Origin of the sequence: Mesorhizobium sp. M0830, from assembly GCF_040319965.1 — a bacterium.
GTDB lineage: Bacteria > Pseudomonadota > Alphaproteobacteria > Rhizobiales > Rhizobiaceae > Mesorhizobium.
In genome coordinates this window covers 13,442-33,730 of sequence record NZ_JAMYOR010000043.1, presented here as the reverse complement: position 1 = coordinate 33,730, position 20,289 = coordinate 13,442, and the positions used below count along the sequence as shown (strand labels likewise).

Below are 20,289 nucleotides of genomic sequence, written 5' to 3'. Positions count from 1 at the left end.
CGTCGCGGCTAGGGACCGCGACGGGGTCAGGCATAGATCACCTTGGCCCCGGTCCTATCAAGCTGGCTGCGTATCGGGCCGGACAGGCCATCGTCGGTGATCACAACATCGACGCTCGACAGCGAAAATGCCTTGGAGGTCCCGCTGACGCCCCATTTGCTCGAATCCGCAAGGAGGACAACGCGCCGGGCCATGCGCACGAGGTTTCGCTTCGTTCGCGCCATGTCTTCGTTCACGTCGACCACATCCAGTGACGAGTCGATCGCATGCGCTCCAACAAAGACCTGATGCGCTACCAAGCCGCCGAGAGCCGTGTCGGCATCGGTGATCAGCGTGCTCACCGTGTCTGGATAGACCCGGCCACCGATCATGTGAACGTCGAGCCCGGGCCGATGCATCAGATGCTGCACGATATTCATCGCCGTGGCCGCGACCACGACATTGCTGAGCGGCGGTAACAGCATGGCAACCTGCATCAATGTCGAGCCGCCGTCGAAGATGACCGATTGGTTGTCCTCGAACAGGTCTATCGCTGCCCGGGCGATGCGTTTCTTTGCATCGAGGTTCGTTTGCATCCGCCGGGCGAACGCGGCCGTGGTCGAATCTGTGGTCCGGGTCACAGCGCCTCCACGGGTCTTGGTCAGCAGTCCCTTGCGGTCCAGTATCTCGAGGTCGGAACGCACCGTGACTTCCGACACGCCAAAATCGTCTGACAGGTCCTTGATGCGAACCTGTCCGCTGCGTTGCACTTCACCCAGGATCGATTGGCGTCTCTGCTCCGACAACATTGCCCTGTCCTGCCTCCATGCGCCAAGCGATCGCCCTGGCCTCGGTTCACTCTACCAAAAATACGCGAGTTCGAAAGCTTTCGAAAGATTGCATTTATCCTTTCTTTCGCAAACACTGGTCCAGGATTTTGAAATCAATCGATTGGAGAGTTTTGGACTCATGAGCCTCGGAACCAAGGTGCGCCTGGCACGCCTCTTCTCACATCCATCTGGGAATCTTTTTGGCGGCGCGGTCGACCATTTTGTCGGCTATGGCGACGTGCGCAAAGGAGGTCTTGCCGACCTGCCAGGCGCGCTTGCACGCGTCATGGTGGGCAAACCCGACTACGTCAGCATCCAGCCCGGCACCGCGCGCCATCTGTGGCCGCAATACGCGGGCAAGGCTTCCCTGGTGATCCAGGCAGGCTGCTTCACCCCAGACGATCGCATCAGTGAACTGATTGCAACGCCCGAGGATGCGGTGCGCGCTGGCGCCGATGCGTTGGCCGTGGCCATTCCGGTGCGCGGCGCGACCGAGGGCAAATACATACGCTGGCTGACCGATTCGGTGAATGCGGCGGCCCGTTACGGCATGCCGGTGGTGGCGCATATCTACCCTCGCGATTTCACCGACGGGGCAAAAATCGTCTTCACCCCCGACGAGATCGCCTATGCGGCACGCATCGGCTACGAGTCCGGCGTCGACGTGATCAAGATCGGTTACACGGGCGATTTCGAGTCGTTTCGAGAGACCGTTCGGACCTGCCCGGTGCCGGTCGTGATCGCCGGTGGTCCGAAGACCGACACGCTGCTCGGCGCCCTTCAGCAGACGGCGGACGCCATCCGTGCCGGCGCGCGCGGTGCCGTGGTGGGCCGCAATCTCTGGGGGCATGGCGATCCGGAAAAGGCAGCGATTGCCTTTCGGGGCGTCATTCATGACGGCCTTTCGGCGCAAGACGCCTTGGCGAAGGCGGGTGCCTGAACGATGCCCACCGTCCCTTCAATCCTCGGCTTCGGAGCTATTGCGATCGACGACATCGTCTATGTCGATCAGCCGTTGTCGGCGGGCAAGGGGAAGGTTGTGCAAAGTGCCCGAGCTTTCGGGGGAAATGTCGCGACGGCACTTGCCGCCGTCGCGCGGCTCGGCGGGACCGCCGGCTTCGTCGGATGGCTGGGCAGTGCCGCCGACGACGCCGTGCTATGCGATCTCGTTGCGAGTGGGGTTGAAACCGCGTTCGCGCCGCGCCACCCGCACGCGCGCCCGGTACGCTCGCGGATCACCGTCGGTTCGGATGGGGAGCGGTTCATCGCGTATGACGACGACGCGATGCTGGGGACCGCGCCGGACTTTCCGGACGAGGTCCTCAGCCGCGCGACCGTCCTGATCGTCGATAGTTACGGGATCGGGTCGCTGGATGTCGTGGCTCGGGCTCGCGATCTCGGCCTTGCGATCCTCGGAGATGTCGAATGGAGCCGCGGTCCAGCCACCGAGAGGCTGATCGGGCTCTGCGACCATCTCATTCTTCCACTCGGCTTTGCGCGGACCGCCACGGGCCGCCGGTCACCGGCCGAGATACTCGATGCATTGTGGTTGCCGTCACGGTCCGCCGTGGTTCTGACGGATGGCGGCAGGGGTGTCTTCTATCGCGGGCGCGACGAGACAGGGCTCTGGCACCTGCCTCCGCACCGGGTTGCCGTCGTCGACTCGACCGGCGCCGGTGACTGCTTTCATGGCGCCTATGCCCTTGCATTGACGCGCGGGGCCGGCACCGCGGGCCGGGTCGCATTCGCGGCCGCGGCGGCGGCCCTATCGATAACGGGGCGGGGCGGGCGCGAGGCGCTCCCGACCCACGTCCAGGTCACGGAACTCCTGGCATCGACGAACGCGCCGTCGGCAGTCGAACTGAAATATGCGCGGCTCGATACCGGAACATAGCCAGAACTATCCGAGGAAATATTTCGCAGGTGAACATAAGCCGAGCATAATCATAAAAATCAGTGGCTTAGACTTGTGGAGGAGGAATATGGCAGAAGTCGTTCTTGAGAATATCTCCAAGACATACGGGAACAATTTTCACGCAATCGACCAATTGAACCTGTCGGTTGAGGACGGCGAGTTTTTGATTCTCGTCGGGCCGTCCGGCTGTGGCAAATCCACCGCGTTGCGGATGATCGCGGGATTGGAGGACGTCACCAGCGGCAGCCTTCGGATCGGCGGAGTCGACGTCGTCGACATGCCGCCCAAGGACCGCGACATCGCGATGGTCTTCCAGAGCTATGCCCTCTACCCGCATATGACGGTGTTCGAAAACATCGCCTTTTCGATGCGGCTGGCAGGCAAGCCGAAGGCTGAGCGCAAAAAGCGCGTGGACGAGATCGCCAAAACCCTTCAACTGACGTCTCTGCTGGACAGCAAACCCGCGAACCTTTCAGGCGGACAGCGTCAAAGGGTTGCCATGGGCCGCGCCATGGTGCGTGAGCCGGCAGCCTTTCTCATGGACGAACCCCTTTCCAATCTGGACGCGAAACTGCGCGTTCAAATGCGCGCCGAAATCACCAGTCTGCAAAAGCAGCTCGGCGTAACGACCATATATGTGACCCACGACCAAACCGAAGCAATGACGATGGGCGACAGGGTCGCGGTGTTGAAAGGCGGCGTGCTGCAGCAGGTCGACACACCCAAGAGGCTCTATGAATCGCCGGTGAACGCCTTCGTTGCCGGCTTCATCGGGTCTCCTTCGATGAACCTTTTCGAGGCGACCCTGACGGGCGACGAACTGATGTCCGGCGCCTTGGCCATCCGGCTGCAGGATGCAGCCTTCGTGCGCAGGCCGGGCTTGAGGTCGTATGCGGGGCGCAAGGTCGTGTTCGGGATACGACCGGAGGATCTCTTTGACAGCAGCCTCGAATCCGGCCGCAAGTATCAGACGATACCGGCAAAGGTGACCTCGATCGAAGAACTCGGATACGAACATATCGTCCATCTCAACATCGACGCGGTCCGGGTGGACTCCGGCGACCCTGACGCGGTGCAGGATTTCGGCCTGGCGTCGAATGCGGTGGCGAAATTCGAACCAGCCAGCACAGTCCGCTCCGGCTCGGAAATCAGGTTGGCCCTGGATGACGCCAAGCTCCATTTCTTCGATCCAGAGACGCATCTGGCGATCTGAATATCCGCGACAAGACCCGCGGGCGAGAGGAGGCGCCTGCATAAGGAGACTTCTGAATAACCAGACGATCGGCCGCATGGTGCGGTCGATCCTAAAGAAGGAGGAGAAAATGACGTTTCGCATAAGACCCGCGATGCTGAAAATAGCCGCGGCCGCATGGTTGCTTGGCGCAACCGGCGCCATGGCGGATACGACGTTGGAATTCACCCAATGGTGGGAGCCAGAATTGCCGGCTGGCTCGCTCAGGGCAATCATGGATGACTTCGAGGCCGCAAACCCCGGAATCAAGGTGACGCTGGTCAGCGGCCCCTACGCGACCACGCGAGACCAGATCTCGGTTGGTGCTGCAACCGGAACGCTCAGCGACGTCGTCGGGCTCGACGGTGCCTGGGTGAACAATCTGAATGCGCAGAACGCACTCGCCGACATGAATCCGATGATGGATGCGAGCGGTTTCGACAAGAGCCAGGTCGCGGACATCATCAAGGTGGACGGCAAGGCGGTGATGTTTCCCGTGGCTTCCTTCGTCTATCCGGTCTTCGTGAATTTGGACCTCGCCGCCCAGGCAGGCGTGACCAAACTGCCGTCGACCCGTGCGGAGTTTCTCGAAGCCGCCAAGAAGATGACGCACGCCGACAAGAACCAGTATGGCTGGGTCCTGCCCCTGTCGCTGCAAACGCCATCCGGCGTCCAGAACGACATGATGTCGTGGGTTTGGGCTTCGGGTCAGTCGATGATGGCGAACGGCAAGCCGGACCTTGAGGGCAAACCGGTGGTCGATATGCTCACCTTCGTCAAATCACTCAACGACGCCGGCACCATCTCGCCCGGCATCGCCACCAAGACCGAGCAGGAAAAGGTCGAGGAATTCGTCAACGACCGCGCCGGGATGATGATCGACTCGCTCGCGCATGTGAACCTCATCCGCAAGCGCAATCCCAAGCTGAACTTCGACCTCATCCCGGTCCCGGTCGTGGAAAACTATACCGGCAAGCGCGGCCTTCCCTATGCCTCCTGGGGCATCGGCATCTCTGCTGCCTCGAAACATCAGGAAGAGGCCTGGAAACTCGTCCAATATCTGATGAGTGAAAAGGTGAACGCCAAGCTCGTGTCGCTTGCGAACGCCTTCCCGGGTAACGTCAACGCCAAGCCGGATTTCGTGACCTCGGACAAGGCTTTCGGCAAGGCTTTTGAAATCTTCAAGACCGGTTATCTCGCCAACGAGTTCACGGGCCTGCCGGTGGCTGAAGACCTGATGACCCAGTTCGACGTGCAGGCTCAAAAGATGCTCGCTGGTGAGCAGTCTCCGGAACAAGCCGCAGCCACCGCTCAGAAGGGCTGGATGGCGAAATTCTGATCGGCCTGTTCCCGTTTGCTATCTTCGACCGGGTGGCCTGACTTCGGGCAGGCCACCCGGCAACAACGGATCGGCAATTTGAGATGGACCTGTTTCCGAAGCTTACCTTCTTTTGAAGGCGTATCCCAAGGTTGGCACATGACCCGGCAAAAGCGCTCCCACCATAAGCTGAAACGAGCGGTCGCACCCTACCTCTATCTGTCGCCCTCGCTGCTCATAATCGGGCTTCTGATGCTGCTGCCGATGGTGACGGTGATTGCCTACTCGTTCCAGAACAGCGCGGTGCTGCGTCGTGACCCATCCTTTGCCGGACTGAAGCACTACCAGGCGATCTTCGACGACCCCGTGTTCTGGGCTTCGCTGTGGCACACGCTCTACTTCACATGCATGAGCGTCGTCTTCCACATGACAATCGGCATGATCTTCGCGCTCATGCTGAACAGCGACCGCATCAATCCGATGCTGCGCAATATTCTGCGCGTGCTCTACATACTGCCCTGGCTGTTCACCGCGGTGATTATCGCCGTGATCTGGCGCCTCCTGCTTGAGCCGAACGGTGTCGTGAATAGCATTCTCATGCAAATCGGCATCATCGGTTCCAAGGTCGAATGGTTTTCCTCGCCTGAGACCGCGCTGCACGCCGTCACCTTCGCCAATATCTGGGCGGGCTATCCGCTCTTCATGGTCAGCCTGCTCGCGGGTTTGCAGGGCATTCCCAAGGATTTCTACGAGGCCGCCGATATCGACGGGGCAAAAGCCTACCAGAAGCTGATCTTCATCACCATTCCGATGCTGATGCCGATCATCATCAGCATCTCGCTACTCGACTTCATCTGGACCATGCAGGTCTTCCCGTTAATCTGGATAACGACGGGCGGTGGCCCGATCTACTCGACCGAGGTCCTCAGCACCTACACGTACAAGCTGGCGTTTTCGAGCTACAACCTGTCGCAGGCTTCGGCGAGCGCTGTAGTCATCTTGTTGATCTCTCTCGGCCTGACGCTGTTCTATATTCGCTATCAAAAGGCTCGGTAGTCACCATGAGGAAAAGGCATACGCCGAAAGACAGGCTGATCACCGTCGCGCTCCATGTAGCGCTTGCTGCGGGGCTCTTTTTCGCGGCATTCCCGATCTACTGGATGCTGAGCAGTTCGTTCAAATCGAATACCGAGATCTTTGCCCTGCCACCAACAATCCTGCCAAAGGCCTTCACGCTGGAAGCGTATGCAGCCATCCTTGCCGACCCGGTAAAGCTGCGCTTCTTCTTCAACAGCTATTTCGTGGCGGGAGCGGTGACCGTGCTGACGGTGCTGATCGCCTTGATGGCGGCCTACGGCTTCAGCCGCTTCAACTTCCGCGGCAAGGGCAGCCTGAACACACTCATCATCAGCACGCAGACGATTCCGCCGATCACACTTTTGATCCCCTTCTTCGGGCTTGTCGTCTCATACGGTATCTTCGATACCTACGTCGCACTGATCCTGACCTACCTGGTGTTTACACTGCCGTACGCGATCCTGCTCATGACGGGATATCTGAACACCTTGCCCCGCGATCTCGATGAAGCCGTGGCTGTCGATGGCGGCACCAGTTGGACAGCGCTTTGGCGGGTGATCGTCCCGATTTCACTGCCTGGTATCGTGGCGACGGCGGTCTACACCTTCCTGTTGTGCTGGAACGAATTTCTCTTTGCGCTGACGCTGACGAAGTCAACGTCCATGCGCACCGTCCCGATCGGCATCCAGTTGTTGATGGGGCAGCACGCCTTCGAATGGAACCAGATGATGGCGATGAGCGTGCTCGGCTCGCTACCGCTCTTGCTCATCTACCTCGTTGCCCAGAGGTACTTCCTCGCCGGCATGACCGCGGGCTCGGTCAAGTAGGGTGTCCACCCCAGGGAGAACCGAAGGAGCAGGCCCCCGCGTATAGCAATCGATGATTTACGCCGATCGTGCTCGTGCTGCTCTTCCCGCGCCACATCATCGAACGGCTGACGCAGGGCGCATCAATAAATAGGCGGTATCAAGGAATGAAAGGATGAACGTGAAAGACCTCAAAGTCGGCTGCCAGACCTTCACCTGGGAGATGCTGGGAGACCGGTTCACCAGCGGTCCCGATGATCTGCTCAAGGCGATCGCCGATGGCGGCTATACCGGCATCGAGATCACCGACACCATGATCGGTCATTATGCCGGCAAGCCGTCGGAGTTCGCCGCTGCGCTGAAATCGTCCGGGCTGACGCTCGTCTCCTTCGCCTTCGGCTCGAACAGCGGTTTCACGCTGAAGGAGAAGATCAGCGCCGATCTTGAGACCGCCAAACGCTGGATCGACTTCGCGGCTGCGTTTCCCGGCGCGCTGGTCTCGATGGGCTCGGCGACCGTGGTGTCCGAAGGGCCGCGCGACGACAAGTTCGCCATCGCCGCGGAGGTTTACAACAAGGCCGCCGAGATCGGCCGCAAGGCCGGTGTGGATGTCGCGGTACATCCAAGCTCGCACCACAACACCCTGCTGTTCGACCGCGCCGACTACGACACGATCTTTGCCTTGCTCGACCCCGATCTGGTCGGCTGGGTGCCGGATACCGGCCACATCCTGCGCGGCCACAAGGACATGTCCGACACGCTGCGCACCTATCGCGACCGCATCCGTTACATCCACTTGAAGGACGTCGACGCCAACGGCACCTGGGCCATGCTCGGCGAGGGCGTCTGCGACACGCCTGCGGTCATCGAGATCGCCGGCACCGCGCCACGCTTCAACGGCTGGGTGGTGCTGGAGGAAGAATCCGAGACGGCCGCCGCCGATCCCGCCGGCGCGGTCAAGACCAACCGCCAGACAATGCGCTCCTACGGCGCCTGAAGAACGAGACGATGATCAAGAAACAGGACAGACGCCTCAGGGTCGGCGTGCTCGGCTGCGGCCCCATCGCGCAGTTCGCGCATCTGGAATCCTGCGTCAAGGCCGGCAATGCCGACCTCTACGCCATCTGCGACGCGGCCCCCGATCTGCTTGCCCGCATGGGCGCCACCTACGAACCGCAAAAGATTTACGCCGACTATGACGCGATGCTCGCCGATCCGGAGCTCGAGGCGGTGATCGTCGCCACGTCGGACGCCTACCACGTGCCGATGTCGATCAAGGCGCTCGATGCCGGCAAGCATGTTCTGTGCGAAAAGCCGATCGGCACTTCGGTCGAGGAAGGCGAGGCGCTGGCTAAGGCGGTCAGGCGCTCGGGCAGGGTGCTGCAGGTCGGGCACATGAAGCGGTTCGACCCGGCGCTGGAGGCAGCGCGCGACTTCGTCCGCGACGAGATCGGCGAGGTGCTGGCGCTAAAGGCCTGGTATTGCGATTCCACCCATCGCTACACCAACACCGATGCCGTGCAGCCGCTGCCCGTCACCAGCAAGCTGGCGAGGAAGCCGGGGGGAAATCCCAAGGCCGATCTGCGGCAGTATTTCATGCTGGCGCATGGCTCGCATCTCGTCGACACGGCGCGCTTCCTGTGCGGCGATATCATCGCCGTGCGCGCGCGCCTCAACGAACGCTTCGGCGCCTATTGCTGGTTCGTCGAGACCGAGTTCGCCAGCGGCGCTCTCGGCCATCTCGACCTCACCGTCGCCGTACGCATGGACTGGCACGAAGGTTTTCAGCTTTATGGCGAGAACGGCTCCGTCATCGCCAGGACATTCAACCCCTGGTATTTCCGCGCCAGCGAAGTCGAGATCTTTCATGAGAAGACCGCCACGGCTCACAAGCCGCTCGGTGCCGACGGCCATTTCTTCCGCCGCCAGCTGGAAGGTCTTGCCCAAACGGTGCTGGAAGGCACGCCGATGCGCGGCGCCAATGTCGAGGACGGCGTTGCGTCGATCCGCGCCATGATTGCCATCGCACGCTCGGTAGCATCAGGTGAACGCGTTGAGCTCGCCTCGGTTTCGGGAGCGGTTTGATGCGTCTCGGCATTTTCGCCAAGACCTTTCCCGGTGCCGAGCCGGCCGCGGTGCTCGCGGCGGTTAAGCAGGCTGGCTACGAGACGACGCAGTTCAACCTCGCCTGCGCCGGCCTGCCTTCGATGCCGGATGTCGTGCCGGCGGATGCCATTGCGGCGATCCGCGCCGCCGCGCGGTCGACCCATGTTTCACTCGTAGCATTGTCGGGCACCTACAACATGGCGCATCCCGACAAGGGCGTCCGCGACGATGGTCTCAGGCGCTTGGCCGTCGTCATCGAAGCGGCTGCTGCCCTTGACATTCCGCTGGTCACGCTCTGCACCGGCTCGCGCAACGCCGTCGATCAGTGGGCGTATCATCCTAACAATGCCACGCCTGCCTCCTGGTTCGACATGGCCACCGAGATGTCGAAGGCGCTGGCGCTGGCCGAAGAGGCCGGCGTCGATCTCGGCATCGAGCCCGAACAGGCCAACATCGTTACCTCGGCCAAGGATGCGATCAGGCTGATCGCCGAGATGGGATCGAAGCATCTGAAGATCGTGCTCGATCCGGCGAACCTGTTCGAACACGCGACGCCCGACGAGGCGCGCTCCATCGTTGCCGCAGCGATCGACGAGGCAGCCGGCCACATCGCCATGGCGCACGCCAAGGATCGCCACGGTGACGGCCGCTTTGCCACGTCTGGGCAAGGCATCGTCGACTTCCCCGATTTCGTCGCGCGGCTGAAGGCAGTCGGCTTCGAGGGATCGCTCGTCACCCACGGCCTGTCCGCCGAGGAAGCTCCCGGTGTCGCTGCCTTCCTGCGAGGGCTGCTCTGATGGGCGTAGCACCGGCGATCCTGCTTCGCGACGATGCGGCACTTCGTGTTTTCGACACGCGGCAAGCCGGGCTTCCCGTCGTCTTCCAGCATGGCCTTGGCGGCGATGCCGCGCAGGTGGCGCTGAACTTTCCCGACAGTCCTTCCTACCGCCGGCTGACCGTCGAATGCCGCGCGCAGGGCGGCTCCGGCGCCGGCAGCGGTCGCCCCTTTTCGATCGACATGTTTGCCGACGATGTGCTGGCTGCCGCCGATGCTGCTGGCATCAAGCACTTCGTTGCTGGCGGCATTTCGATGGGCGCGGCCATCGCCTTGCAGCTTGCCGTCCGGTATCCGGACCGCGTCCTGGGTTTGGTGCTTGTGCGCCCGGCCTGGGCCTTCGAACCGGCGCCGCAAAACATGCGCCCTTACGTGGAAGTGGCGGAATTCATCCGCAACGGTTCGCTTGATGAAGCGCGCGATGCCTTCGCGGCCTCGGCGACGGCAGTCCGGCTTCGCACGGAAGCACCGGATAATCTCGCCTCCTTGCTTGGCTTCTTCGCGCGCGAAAACGCGTCAGTTTTCGCCGAGGTGATGCAGGCGATCGCAGCGGATGGGCCTGGCGTCACGCGGGTGGCGGCCACCGGCCTCGCAATCCCGACGCTTGTCATCGGCAGCGGTGTCGACCTCGTCCATCCGCTGGCGACCGCTCGCAGCCTTGCCGACGCCATCCCCTATGCAGTCTTCACTGAGGTGGCGCCGAAGGCCACCGACAAGGAACGCCATTTCGCCGAGATCCGCGCTGCTATCGCGGGCTTTCTCGATGCTCGTTTCAACAACCAGGACCCATCATGATCTCGAAACCACACTCAGGCCCGGCCGCTATCGCCGCATTGCCACGCGATCGCATGATCGCTGAATTCTCGCTGTGGTCTGCCGACCTCGCCAATTTCGAGAGCGACCTGAAACGCATCGAGCCCTATGTCGACCTTCATCACATCGATGTGGCCGACGGGCATTTCGCCCCGTCCTTCCTCTTCTTTCCCGATCTCGTCGCCCGCATCGCTAGGCTGACGGCCAAGCCCATCCACGTCCATCTGATGGTCGATGGAGCAATCGTCGAGGCGCAGACGCGCCAGTTCATCGAGGCCGGTGCCGACATGATCAGCGTCCATGCCGAGAATGGGCAAGCGGGATTGCGCGCCGTGCGGTTGGCGCGGGAACTCGGCGCCGAAGCGGGCGTCGTGCTCAGGCTGGAGACGCCGGTCGAGACGGTGACGCCTTTCGTCTCCGAGGTCGCCTTCGTCACGCTCCTCGGGACGGCGATCGGCGTCAAGGGGCAGAGCCTGTCGGACAAGGCCTGCGACAGGCTACGCGACGCCCGCGCCATCCTCAAGCAGGCCGGCCGCGAGGCAGACGTGGTTCTGGCGGCCGATGGCGGCATCCGCCACGAGACCGTGCCATTGTTGCGTGCCGCCGGGGCCGAAACCGTGGTCCTCGGTTCGCTCGCCTTCGGCGACAAGGATCTCGCCGGTCGCATCGGCTGGCTGCACGGACTGAAGGTCGCGGCATGACAATACAAGCCGCCCTCGCGATCGATCTTGGCGGGACGGAGCTTCGCGCCGCCCTAGTCGACCGTGAAGGCAAGATCCTGGCATTCGCGGCGGTGCCGACGCAGGCGCAGGCTGGTCCCGACGTGGTGATCGGCCAGATCGAGGCGCTTGCGGCGACCGTCTATGCCGAGGCCCCGGCGCTCGCCGTCGTCGGCGTTGGCGTCGGTGCGCCGGGGCCGCTCGATCCGCTGGCCGGCATTGCGGTCGGACCGCCGACGCTCGCCGGCTGGCTAGACGTGCCGCTTGCCGATATCCTCGAACGGCGGCTCGGTCTGCCGGTGCGGCTGGAGAACGACGCCAATGCCGCCGCGCTCGGCGAATGGCGCTTCGGCGCCGGTCATGGTGCGCGCTCGCTGGTCTTCGTCACGGTTTCCACCGGCATCGGCGGCGGTGTCGTCGTCGACGGGCGCATCCTGCACGGCCGCCGCGGCCTTGCCGCCGAGATCGGCCATATGACCATCACCAACGAAGGCGAGCGCTGCATATGCGGCGTCGTCGGCTGTTTCGAGGCGATCGCTTCTGGAACAGCGCTCGGCCGCCGCGCCACCGCCGCCACGACCGCCGGCGACGGCTCGACTTTGCGGCGCCTGTCTGCGGACGCGGAGGTGACTGGCCGCCATGTCGTCGAGGCGACGCGGCTGCGGGATGGCCTTGCCTCGGCCTTGCTGGACGAGGAAGCCCGCTGGCTAGGCGTCGGCTTCACCAACCTCTTGCATCTCTATTCGCCCGATGTGCTGGTCGTCGGTGGCGGCATTGCAAATGGCCTCGACCTGATGCTGCCGACCATCGAGGCGACCATCAGGCAGCGGGCCATGCGCGCCTATCGCGACGTGCCGGTCGTTCAGGCCCAACTCGGCCGCCACGCCGGTCTCGTCGGCGCCGCCAGCCTTGTCCTGTTCGATGATGTGGGCACCCTGGCGGCTCGCATGCCTGTCGGCCCGAGCACCTATCCGGACCAGAGGAGGGACTTCAATGGCTGAGCCCAAGCTGCGCGGTGCGCGCAAGTCCTATGGCGGCGTGGAGGTGATCAAGGGCGTCGACTTTGATGTCCGCAACCGCGAATAGGCGTCTTCGTCGGCCCGTCGGCCGCGGAAAGTCGACGCTGAACGACAACGGCCGGAGGCAGAATGCTTCCGGCCGTCGTTGGTATGAGACCGGACGGATTATTACTCGGCGGGAACGACATCCGCCGGCAGGTTGTCATCCGCGGTGCCCGCCAGCGCTCTCGCCAGCTTGGCCTCGTCGAGTTCGCCTTCCCAGCGCGCCACAACCAGCGTGGCGACGGCATTGCCGACGAAGTTGGTCAGCGCCCGGCACTCCGACATGAATCGGTCGACGCCGAGGATCAGCGCCATGCCGGCGACCGGCACCGCCGGAACCACCGAAAGCGTGGCGGCAAGGGTGATGAAGCCTGCCCCGGTGATGCCGGCGGCACCCTTGGACGAGAGCATCGCAACCAGCAGCAGCAGGATCTGGTCGCCCATCGACAGGTGGATGTTGGTTGCCTGCGCGATGAACAGCGCAGCCAGCGTCATGTAGATGTTGGTGCCGTCGAGGTTGAACGAATAGCCGGTCGGAATGACCAGACCGACCACCGAGCGCTTGGCGCCGGCCTTCTCCATCTTCTCCATCAGCGAGGGCAGGGCTGCCTCCGACGATGAGGTGCCCAGCACCAGCAACAACTCTTCCTTGATGTAGCGGATCAGGGACAGGATGGAGAATCCGTTGTAGCGGCAGACCGCACCCAGCACGACGAAGACGAACAGGAACGACGTCACGTAGAAAGTGCCGACCAGCATGGCGAGGTTGATGACCGCGCCGATGCCGTATTTGCCGATGGTGAACGCCATGGCGCCAAAAGCGCCGATCGGGGCTGCCTTCATCAGCACGCTGACCAGCTTGAAGATCGGCGTCGTCAGCGCCTGCAGGAAATTGAGGACGGGCGTGCCCTTGTCGCCGACCAGCGCCAGCGCAATGCCGAACAGCACCGAGAAGAACAGCACCTGCAGGATGTCGCCGTCGGCAAAGGCACCGACGATCGTCGTCGGGATGATGTTCATCAGGAAGCCGGTGACCGACTGGTCGTGCGCCTTTGCGGCATAGGTGTTGACGGTCGAGGCATCGAGCGTCGCCGGGTCGATGTTGAAGCCGGCGCCCGGCTGCACGACATTGGCCACGACAAGGCCGATGATCAGCGCCAGCGTCGAGAAGGTGAGGAAGTAGAGCATCGCCTTGCCGGCGACACGCCCGACCTTCTGCAGGTCGCTCATGCCGGCAATGCCCGTCGTCACGGTCAGGAAGATGACCGGGGCGATGATCATCTTGACCAGCTTGATGAAGGCGTCGCCGAGCGGCTTCATGCTTTCGCCGACCGACGGATAGAAATGGCCGAGCAGGATGCCGACGGTGATCGCGACGAGCACCTGCACGTAGAGTTGGGCATAGAAAGGCTTGCGCCGTGCGGAGACCGCGCCTGAATGATCTGCGATGTGCATCGAACTCTCCCTGCCGGATGGGGCGGAATGCGCCGCCCTGCGTGACTTCTCCCATCGCGGCGCTCCGGTCGCACGCCGCTGCAAGGATTTGCAAGCGCTGTGCCAGTTCGCGGAAAGGCCGGAATCCCGGCATTTCCGCCTTTGTGCGAGGTCATGCGGGCGATGCCTGTGCGGATTTCCGCACAGGCGGCGTTTGCCTGGGCGGATTTTCGCATTACACTGGCCGGGAAGTCGGGAAGGCTTGAGGAAGAGGAGAGGGCAGACGTCGCAAGCAGGCACCGATAGCGAACCCCAAGGGTTTGCCGGCCGTGAATTGCTGCGCGAGGCGATGGCCCGGCTGCGCGATGGCCGCTGGCTTGTCGTGGTGGCCGCCCTTGCCCTCCTGGCTGGCGCGATCGCAATTGCCGGGCGCATTGCCTCCGGCCAAGCGGCAGACAATCTGCGCGACACAGCACTAGCTGCCCTGCCGCTGGCGGCGGGGACGCTGACCGGCGAAATCGAAAAGCAGCGCCTGGTTCCCTTGGTGCTGGCACGTGACGACGCTGTACGCGGCGCTCTGCGCCGAGCCGGAAAAATGCAAGAAAAGGCCCTAGACGACAAGCTCAAGGCGATTGCCGGCGATGCCTCGGCGTCCGCCATCTATGTCATCGACACGGCAGGCATCGCCATATCAGCCAGCAATGCCGGCGAGCCGACCAGCTTTGTCGGCATTGACTATAATTTTCGGCACTATTTTCAGGAGGCCATGGCGCAGGGTGCCGCCAGCCAATATGGCCTCGGCACGATCAGCGGCAAGCCAGGCCTTTACCTGGCCAGCCGGGTCGACGATGGCGCCAAGCCGCTTGGCGTGGCGGTGTTGAAGGTCGAGCTAGACAGCGTCGAAGCCAATTGGCGCTCCAGCGGCTTTCTCGTCTTCGTCACCGATGAACGTGGCGTGGTGCTGGCTACCAGTCAGCCCGACTGGCGGTTTCGTGCCCTCGCACCACTCTCCGCGCAGGACACCGCCGCTGCCCACGAGCAGCTCCAGCTGGCCGATGCCGGCTTCAAACCCCTGCCGATCCGACGCGGCGCTGGTGACGGCCTGGCGACGATCGAAAGTGCCGGCAAGCAGCGCCAGTTCGTCGAGGTGGTGCAGGACCTGCCGGGTGCTGTCCCCGGTTGGCGTCTCTGGCTGCTGACGCCCGCCGATGCTGCTCTCTCCGCCGCCGCCAACACGGCGCGCCTCACCACGCTGCTCGGCTTGCTGCTGATGGGCTTGCTAACCTTTGTGCTTACCCGGCGCCGGCGCGCCCACCGGCTGAGGCAGGAAGCGCTGGCGCGGATGAATGTCGAACTGGAGAGCCGGGTCAGCATGCGGACGGCCGAGCTGACGCGCTCCAACGCCGCACTTGCCGGCGAAATCGCCGAGCGCGAGAACGCCGAAGCCAAGGTCCGCCGGCTGCGTGACGACCTCGCCCAGGCCAACCGGCTTTCCATCCTCGGCCAGATCGCGGCCGGCGTGGCGCATGAGATCAACCAGCCGGTCGCCGCCATCCGCACCTATGCCGAGAATGCCGGCCGCTTTCTAGACAGCGGCAAGACCGTGCCGGCCAGCGGCAATCTGACGTCGATCGTCTCGATGACCGAACGTATCGGCGCGATCACCAGTACCTTACGCACCTTCGCCCGCCGGCCAGGCGTCGCCGCCTCGCCGCTGCCGGTGCGCGAGGCGATCGACGGCGCGCTGTCGCTGCTGTCCGGCCGCATCCGCGATTCCGGCGTGACCATCGTCAAGCCGCGTGGCAACGCGTCGCCGGTCGTCATGGCGAGCCGCATCCGGCTGGAGCAGATCCTGGTCAATCTGTTGCAGAATGCGCTCGACGCCATGAAGGACCAGCCTGATCCCCGCATCGAGATTGAACTCGCCGAGCGCGACGATCGGGTGCTGATTTCGGTGCGCGATAACGGCCCTGGCCTTGGGTCGGAGGCCGCCGGCAGTCTGTTCATGCCGTTCCAGACCACGAAAGAAAAGGGGCTTGGCCTCGGACTGGTGATTTCGCAGGAGATCGCCCAGGAACTCGGCGGCACGCTGCGACTCGATCCCGGCAGCGCCAGCGCCCCCGGCAGCGCCAGCGGCGCATCCTTCACCATCGACCTGAGGCGGATAGAATGACGGACCGATCAGGGCTGGTGGCGCTCGTCGACGACGATGCGGACCTGCTTCACGCCACCACGCAATTGCTCGAGCTTGCCGGTTTCACCGTGGTGGCGCTCGACGCCGCCGGGGCTGCGCTTGATGTCGTCGATGGGAATTTTGAGGGCGTGGTCGTCAGCGACATCCGCATGCCGGGCATGAACGGTCTGCAACTGTTCGACCGCATCAAGGCGATCGATCCGGACATACCTGTGATCCTGGTCACCGGCCATGGCGATGTCGATCTTGCGGTGGCCGCGCTCAAGGACGGCGTTTACGATTTCATCCCGAAACCCTATGCCGGCGATCGCCTAGTCGAGGCGCTGAAACGGGCATCGGAGAAGCGGCGGCTGGTGATGGAGAACCGGCGGCTGCGCGAGGCCGCCGCACAAGCCGCCGACGGCTTGCCGCTGATCGGTGAAGCGCCCGCCATCCGGCGCCTGCGCGAGACCTTGCGCCAGATCGCCGACATGGATGTCGACGTGCTGGTCGAAGGGGAGACTGGAACCGGCAAGGAAGTGGTGGCGGACCTCCTGCACAGATGGGGGCGGCGGCGGGCAAAACCCTTCGTGGCACTGAATTGCGGCGCCCTGCCGGAGACCGTGATAGAAAGCGAACTGTTCGGTCACGAGGCCGGAGCGTTCACCGGCGCGCAGCGGCGGCGCATCGGCCGCATCGAGCATTCCAGCGGCGGCACGCTGTTTCTCGATGAGATCGAATCCATGCCGCCAGCCCTCCAGGTCAAGCTGCTGCGGGTGCTCGAAACGCGCAGCGTGACACCGCTTGGCTCGAACGAGACCCGCCGCGTCGACCTCAGGGTCGTCGCCGCGACCAAGGTCGATCTCGGCCGGCCAGACCGGCGCGGCGACTTTCGCGAGGACCTGTATTTTCGCCTCAACGTGGTGACGCTGCGGATCCCGCCCCTGCGTGAGCGGCGCGGCGACATCCCGATGCTGTTCGGGCATTTCCTCGGCAAGGCCTCGGAACGGTTCGGACGGCCCGTCCCGAAGGTGAACGCGGCGGTCAGCGACCATCTCCAGTCGCATGCCTGGCCGGGCAATGTGCGCGAGCTAGCCCATTTTGCCGATCGCGTCGCGCTCGGCCTCGGCCCGGACGACGAGATGAAAGTGGTTCCCACCCGCGTACCAGAACCGGAGGCGACGCTGCCCGAACGGGTCGGCCTCTATGAGGCAGAACTCATCCGCGATGCGCTGCGCGACCATGGTGGCGATGTGCGCAGCGCCATCGACGCGCTCGGCGTGCCGCGCAAGACCTTCTACGACAAGCTCAAGCGCTACGGCATCGCCGCGTCCGAATTTCGCAATGGCGGCGATCAGGACGCGCACCCTGTTCGGGGATCGATATGAAGACGACACTTGAAACGACGGCAAATCCCCTGCCGGAAGAACTCACCTTTCTCGGCGAGCGTCTGACGGCGTTCAACGATGGCGATGTCGGTGCTTCCGAAAGGAAGGCCCTGGCCGTGTTCGTGCGCGACGAGGCCGGTGCGGTCGTTGCCGGCATTTCGGGCTACACCGCCTGGGGCTGGCTCTATGTGCAATGGCTGTGGGTCGATGAGAGGCTGCGCGGCCAGCACGTGGCCGGCACTATGTTGGACGCGGCCGAACAGGAAGCTGTTGCGCGCGGCTGCAACAATGCCTGGATCGATACCTTCAATCCAAACGCCGCCAAGGTCTATCAGCGCCAGGGCTATCGGCCCTTCGGCACGCTGGCCGATTTCCCGGTCGGCCGCAGCCGCATCTTCCTGCAAAAGAGACTGGTTGGCTGACTACCCGGCCAGCCTTCCGCCGCGCATCGGCTGCGGTGCGCCGGTAGTGCTCGGAAAACTGATCGGCAGGCCGCGCAGCACGCGAACCGCGAGGAAGGCGAAGCACTCCGCCTCGACCGCGTCCCCGCTCCAGCCCAGAGTTTCGGCCTGCACCACCTCGACGCCGGCGCGGCTGGCGAGCATCGCCATCATCGTCGGGTTGTGGCGCCCGCCGCCGCTGACCACCAGCTTTCTGGGCCGGCGCGGCAAAAGATCGAGCGCCTTGCCGACGGCGGCAGCGGTGAAGGCGGTGAGCAGGGCAGCACCGTCTTCGGCGTTCAAACCGCCCGCCATCGCGGCACCGAAGTCGAAACGGTCCAGCGATTTGGGATAGGCTTTGCTCAGATAGGGGTGCTGCAACAGCTTGGCGAGCCGGGCCTCGTCGACCTTGCCCGCACGGCCAAGCGTGCCATCGCGGTCCATTTCGCCGAGCCCTTTCGATTTGATGAAATCGTTGAGCGGCGCATTGGCGGGGCCGGTATCGAAAGCAACGACATTGTCGGCTCCATCCCACCATGTGATGTTGGCGACGCCGCCCAGATTGAGCACCGCCACCTCGCCATTGGCGCCGGCGCTGCGCATCAGCGCCGTGTGATAGACAGCGGCCAAGGGCGCGCCTTGCCCGCCTGCGCGCATGTCGGCCGAACGGAAATCGTAGGCGACCTTGGTGCCCAAGATGGCGTGCATCAACTCGCCGTCGCCGAGCTGCCGGGTCTGGCCCAACCGTCCGGCCTGCGGCGCACGATGCAGCACCGTCTGGCCGTGAAAGCCGACGACACCGATGTCGGCCATCGTCATGCCATAGCCTTCGACCAATTCCCTGACCGCCGCCGACTGGGCTCGCGTCAGCGCTTCCTCCGCCTTGCGAAAGATCGCCGGCTCCGGCCCGGTGAAGTTCCAGGCCCGTGCCTCCATCAGAGTCTCTTCCAGCAGGGTGCGGATCGACGAGGGATAAGGCATCAGCCGATAGGTGCCGAAATCGTCGATCCGTTCGCCATCGGTCTTGATCAGTGCGACGTCGATGTTGCCGTCCAGCACGGTGCCGGTCATCAGGCCGACGGCCCAGATTGGTTCCATTATTGAGCTCCATTGACGAGATCGCCGACCGCCTGCCGAAGCGAACCGATTCCACTGTCGAAATGACGTGTCGGATGGATCCGGTTGGTGAGCAAGGTCCAGGCCTTGCCTCCGTCGAAGTCGATCCACAGTCCCGTGCCGGTAAAGCCGGTGTGGCCGATAGTGCCCGGACTGCACAAGGTCCCGCCGGACCAGCCTTCATAGGGGCGCTCCCAGCCATGGGTGCGGGTGGCCGACAGCGGCGTGCGCATCAGCGCGATCGAACGTTCGGATGCGTCGCTCAGCAGCCCTTGCGCGAAATCCAGCACCGAAGCGGCTGTTCCGAACAGGCCGGCGTGACCCGCGCCTTGCAGCGCCGAGCAATTGTCGTCGTGGACCTCGCCGGACAGCACGCGATGGCGCCAGGTGCAGTCCTCGGTCGCGGCGGCAGCATCCGGTTCGGCGGACCAGGCGAATCCGGGGCCGGGATCCATGTTCCGGATCGTTTTCCCCGACAGCCGCTCCAGCGCAAAGCCGAGCAGGATGAAGTTGATGTCGGAATAGACCGGGTCGCGGGCCCGCCATTCGCGCTGCAGGACGAAGGCGCGCAGCAGTTCGGGGTCGCGCCCATACGTGTAGATCGGCTCGACCGCCGGAAAGGGCGTCTGGTGGCCGAGGCACTGCCGAAACGTCACCTTCCGCTCCCAGGCTTCGGCATCATACTGGCGCAGGTCCGGCAGCACCGAGACCAGCGGCGCATCGAGATCGATGACCCCATCTTCCGCCAGTGCCAGGATGCGCGGCGTTGTGAAGATGACCTTAGTTAGCGATGCCAGGTCGAACCAGGTGTTGTCCCGCATGGGGCGGTGCTTCGGCACTAGCTGGGCCGAGCCGATCGATCGGATGATGCGGCCGCCGTTTTTATCGGCGATGCCGAGCACGCCGCCGGGTATGCGCTTGGTGGAAACTGCCGTTGCTAGCGGTTGGAATGCGCGATTGAAGAGTTGGGAGAGGTGGTTCAATGTTGGCCTCCGTCCGAGAGGCCGTGATCCGTCACACCCCCCTCTGTCCTGCCGGACATCTCCCC

At 63.6% G+C, this 20,289-nt stretch carries 19 protein-coding genes and 1 pseudogene; 16 read left to right on the top strand and 4 right to left on the bottom strand.

Features of this window, described 5'->3' with window-relative positions; translation table 11 throughout:
- Window positions 1–26: 26 nt before the first annotated feature.
- Window positions 27–788: a DeoR/GlpR family DNA-binding transcription regulator gene (locus NKI20_RS22895; RefSeq protein WP_013532952.1), complete on the bottom strand. Its 762-nt coding sequence runs from the start codon at window positions 786–788 to the stop codon at window positions 27–29.
- A 160-nt stretch (window positions 789–948) separates the two neighbouring features.
- Between NKI20_RS22895 and NKI20_RS22890 the strand changes: the two genes are divergently transcribed.
- From NKI20_RS22890 to NKI20_RS33780, 13 genes and pseudogenes are all read left to right on the top strand, one after another.
- Window positions 949–1,749 carry a beta/alpha barrel domain-containing protein gene (locus NKI20_RS22890; protein ID WP_023756676.1) on the top strand — a complete coding sequence of 267 codons (801 nt, stop codon included), beginning with the start codon at window positions 949–951 and terminating at the stop codon, window positions 1,747–1,749.
- Window positions 1,750–1,752: 3 nt separating this feature from the next.
- On the top strand, window positions 1,753–2,703 hold the full coding sequence (locus NKI20_RS22885; protein WP_352834552.1) for a PfkB family carbohydrate kinase: 951 nt from the start codon (window positions 1,753–1,755) through the stop codon (window positions 2,701–2,703).
- 88 nt (window positions 2,704–2,791) lie between these two features.
- Complete coding sequence (locus NKI20_RS22880; protein WP_352834549.1) at window positions 2,792–3,937, top strand: ABC transporter ATP-binding protein; 1,146 nt, start codon at window positions 2,792–2,794, stop codon at window positions 3,935–3,937.
- A gap of 109 nt (window positions 3,938–4,046) precedes the next feature.
- Window positions 4,047–5,294 carry an ABC transporter substrate-binding protein gene (locus tag NKI20_RS22875; RefSeq protein ID WP_352486446.1) on the top strand — a complete coding sequence of 416 codons (1,248 nt, stop codon included), beginning with the start codon at window positions 4,047–4,049 and terminating at the stop codon, window positions 5,292–5,294.
- A gap of 138 nt (window positions 5,295–5,432) precedes the next feature.
- Entirely contained in the window at window positions 5,433–6,329 is an 897-nt protein-coding gene (locus tag NKI20_RS22870) for a carbohydrate ABC transporter permease (RefSeq protein WP_023756672.1), read from the top strand.
- A gap of 5 nt (window positions 6,330–6,334) precedes the next feature.
- Window positions 6,335–7,177 carry a carbohydrate ABC transporter permease gene (locus NKI20_RS22865; protein ID WP_352834544.1) on the top strand — a complete coding sequence of 281 codons (843 nt, stop codon included), beginning with the start codon at window positions 6,335–6,337 and terminating at the stop codon, window positions 7,175–7,177.
- 154 nt (window positions 7,178–7,331) lie between these two features.
- On the top strand, window positions 7,332–8,153 hold the full coding sequence (locus NKI20_RS22860; protein ID WP_352834541.1) for a sugar phosphate isomerase/epimerase family protein: 822 nt from the start codon (window positions 7,332–7,334) through the stop codon (window positions 8,151–8,153).
- An 11-nt stretch (window positions 8,154–8,164) separates the two neighbouring features.
- Window positions 8,165–9,241, top strand: coding sequence for a Gfo/Idh/MocA family protein (locus NKI20_RS22855; protein WP_352834538.1), 1,077 nt, complete (start codon window positions 8,165–8,167; stop codon window positions 9,239–9,241).
- Complete coding sequence (locus NKI20_RS22850; RefSeq protein WP_352834535.1) at window positions 9,241–10,059, top strand: sugar phosphate isomerase/epimerase family protein; 819 nt, start codon at window positions 9,241–9,243, stop codon at window positions 10,057–10,059. The genes NKI20_RS22855 and NKI20_RS22850 overlap by 1 nt, the downstream gene beginning before the upstream one ends.
- On the top strand, window positions 10,059–10,892 hold the full coding sequence (locus NKI20_RS22845; protein WP_352834532.1) for an alpha/beta fold hydrolase: 834 nt from the start codon (window positions 10,059–10,061) through the stop codon (window positions 10,890–10,892). The genes NKI20_RS22850 and NKI20_RS22845 overlap by 1 nt, the downstream gene beginning before the upstream one ends.
- Window positions 10,889–11,611 (top strand): ribulose-phosphate 3-epimerase, encoded by a 723-nt coding sequence (locus NKI20_RS22840; RefSeq protein WP_352834530.1) that lies wholly within the window; start codon window positions 10,889–10,891, stop codon window positions 11,609–11,611. The genes NKI20_RS22845 and NKI20_RS22840 overlap by 4 nt, the downstream gene beginning before the upstream one ends.
- Complete coding sequence (locus NKI20_RS22835; protein WP_352834528.1) at window positions 11,608–12,630, top strand: ROK family protein; 1,023 nt, start codon at window positions 11,608–11,610, stop codon at window positions 12,628–12,630. The genes NKI20_RS22840 and NKI20_RS22835 overlap by 4 nt, the downstream gene beginning before the upstream one ends.
- Window positions 12,623–12,755: pseudogene (locus NKI20_RS33780) on the top strand (ABC transporter); the annotation flags it as partial. The gene NKI20_RS22835 and the pseudogene NKI20_RS33780, both read left to right, overlap by 8 nt.
- A gap of 61 nt (window positions 12,756–12,816) precedes the next feature.
- On the opposite strand, the gene NKI20_RS22830 reads toward NKI20_RS33780, so the two are convergent.
- Complete coding sequence (locus NKI20_RS22830) at window positions 12,817–14,145, bottom strand: dicarboxylate/amino acid:cation symporter (protein ID WP_352834525.1); 1,329 nt, start codon at window positions 14,143–14,145, stop codon at window positions 12,817–12,819.
- Window positions 14,146–14,473: 328 nt separating this feature from the next.
- On the opposite strand from NKI20_RS22830, the gene NKI20_RS22825 reads away from it, so the two are divergent.
- From NKI20_RS22825 to NKI20_RS22815, 3 genes are read left to right on the top strand one after another with little or no spacing between them, the layout of a single operon-like run.
- Complete coding sequence (locus NKI20_RS22825; protein WP_352834618.1) at window positions 14,474–16,297, top strand: sensor histidine kinase; 1,824 nt, start codon at window positions 14,474–14,476, stop codon at window positions 16,295–16,297.
- A complete protein-coding gene (locus NKI20_RS22820) occupies window positions 16,294–17,685 on the top strand; it encodes a sigma-54-dependent transcriptional regulator (RefSeq protein ID WP_352834523.1) in 1,392 nt (463 codons plus the stop codon). Before NKI20_RS22825 ends, NKI20_RS22820 begins: the two co-directional genes overlap by 4 nt.
- Window positions 17,682–18,107 carry a GNAT family N-acetyltransferase gene (locus NKI20_RS22815; protein ID WP_352834520.1) on the top strand — a complete coding sequence of 142 codons (426 nt, stop codon included), beginning with the start codon at window positions 17,682–17,684 and terminating at the stop codon, window positions 18,105–18,107. Before NKI20_RS22820 ends, NKI20_RS22815 begins: the two co-directional genes overlap by 4 nt.
- Here the strand turns inward: NKI20_RS22815 and NKI20_RS22810 are convergent, their stop codons facing one another.
- Together NKI20_RS22810 and NKI20_RS22805 are read right to left on the bottom strand one after the other, a co-directional pair.
- A complete protein-coding gene (locus NKI20_RS22810) occupies window positions 18,108–19,223 on the bottom strand; it encodes an anhydro-N-acetylmuramic acid kinase (RefSeq protein WP_352834517.1) in 1,116 nt (371 codons plus the stop codon). It abuts the gene before it with no gap.
- The gene (locus NKI20_RS22805; protein ID WP_352834515.1) at window positions 19,223–20,224 is read right to left on the bottom strand and encodes a serine hydrolase domain-containing protein; all 1,002 of its coding nucleotides are present in this window, start codon (window positions 20,222–20,224) and stop codon (window positions 19,223–19,225) included. Before NKI20_RS22805 ends, NKI20_RS22810 begins: the two co-directional genes overlap by 1 nt.
- Between the last annotated feature and the right edge of the window lie 65 nt (window positions 20,225–20,289).

Bases quoted from the DNA above. Each gene is read 5' to 3' on its own strand.
- NKI20_RS22895 (WP_013532952.1), bottom strand. From the start codon at position 788: ATGTTGTCGGAGCAGAGACGCCAATCGATCCTGGGTGAAGTGCAACGC.
- NKI20_RS22890 (WP_023756676.1), top strand. From the start codon at position 949: ATGAGCCTCGGAACCAAGGTGCGCCTGGCACGCCTCTTCTCACATCCA.
- NKI20_RS22885 (WP_352834552.1), top strand. From the start codon at position 1,753: ATGCCCACCGTCCCTTCAATCCTCGGCTTCGGAGCTATTGCGATCGAC.
- NKI20_RS22880 (WP_352834549.1), top strand. From the start codon at position 2,792: ATGGCAGAAGTCGTTCTTGAGAATATCTCCAAGACATACGGGAACAAT.
- NKI20_RS22875 (WP_352486446.1), top strand. From the start codon at position 4,047: ATGACGTTTCGCATAAGACCCGCGATGCTGAAAATAGCCGCGGCCGCA.
- NKI20_RS22870 (WP_023756672.1), top strand. From the start codon at position 5,433: ATGACCCGGCAAAAGCGCTCCCACCATAAGCTGAAACGAGCGGTCGCA.
- NKI20_RS22865 (WP_352834544.1), top strand. From the start codon at position 6,335: ATGAGGAAAAGGCATACGCCGAAAGACAGGCTGATCACCGTCGCGCTC.
- NKI20_RS22860 (WP_352834541.1), top strand. From the start codon at position 7,332: ATGAACGTGAAAGACCTCAAAGTCGGCTGCCAGACCTTCACCTGGGAG.
- NKI20_RS22855 (WP_352834538.1), top strand. From the start codon at position 8,165: ATGATCAAGAAACAGGACAGACGCCTCAGGGTCGGCGTGCTCGGCTGC.
- NKI20_RS22850 (WP_352834535.1), top strand. From the start codon at position 9,241: ATGCGTCTCGGCATTTTCGCCAAGACCTTTCCCGGTGCCGAGCCGGCC.
- NKI20_RS22845 (WP_352834532.1), top strand. From the start codon at position 10,059: ATGGGCGTAGCACCGGCGATCCTGCTTCGCGACGATGCGGCACTTCGT.
- NKI20_RS22840 (WP_352834530.1), top strand. From the start codon at position 10,889: ATGATCTCGAAACCACACTCAGGCCCGGCCGCTATCGCCGCATTGCCA.
- NKI20_RS22835 (WP_352834528.1), top strand. From the start codon at position 11,608: ATGACAATACAAGCCGCCCTCGCGATCGATCTTGGCGGGACGGAGCTT.
- NKI20_RS22830 (WP_352834525.1), bottom strand. From the start codon at position 14,145: ATGCACATCGCAGATCATTCAGGCGCGGTCTCCGCACGGCGCAAGCCT.
- NKI20_RS22825 (WP_352834618.1), top strand. From the start codon at position 14,474: ATGGCCCGGCTGCGCGATGGCCGCTGGCTTGTCGTGGTGGCCGCCCTT.
- NKI20_RS22820 (WP_352834523.1), top strand. From the start codon at position 16,294: ATGACGGACCGATCAGGGCTGGTGGCGCTCGTCGACGACGATGCGGAC.
- NKI20_RS22815 (WP_352834520.1), top strand. From the start codon at position 17,682: ATGAAGACGACACTTGAAACGACGGCAAATCCCCTGCCGGAAGAACTC.
- NKI20_RS22810 (WP_352834517.1), bottom strand. From the start codon at position 19,223: ATGGAACCAATCTGGGCCGTCGGCCTGATGACCGGCACCGTGCTGGAC.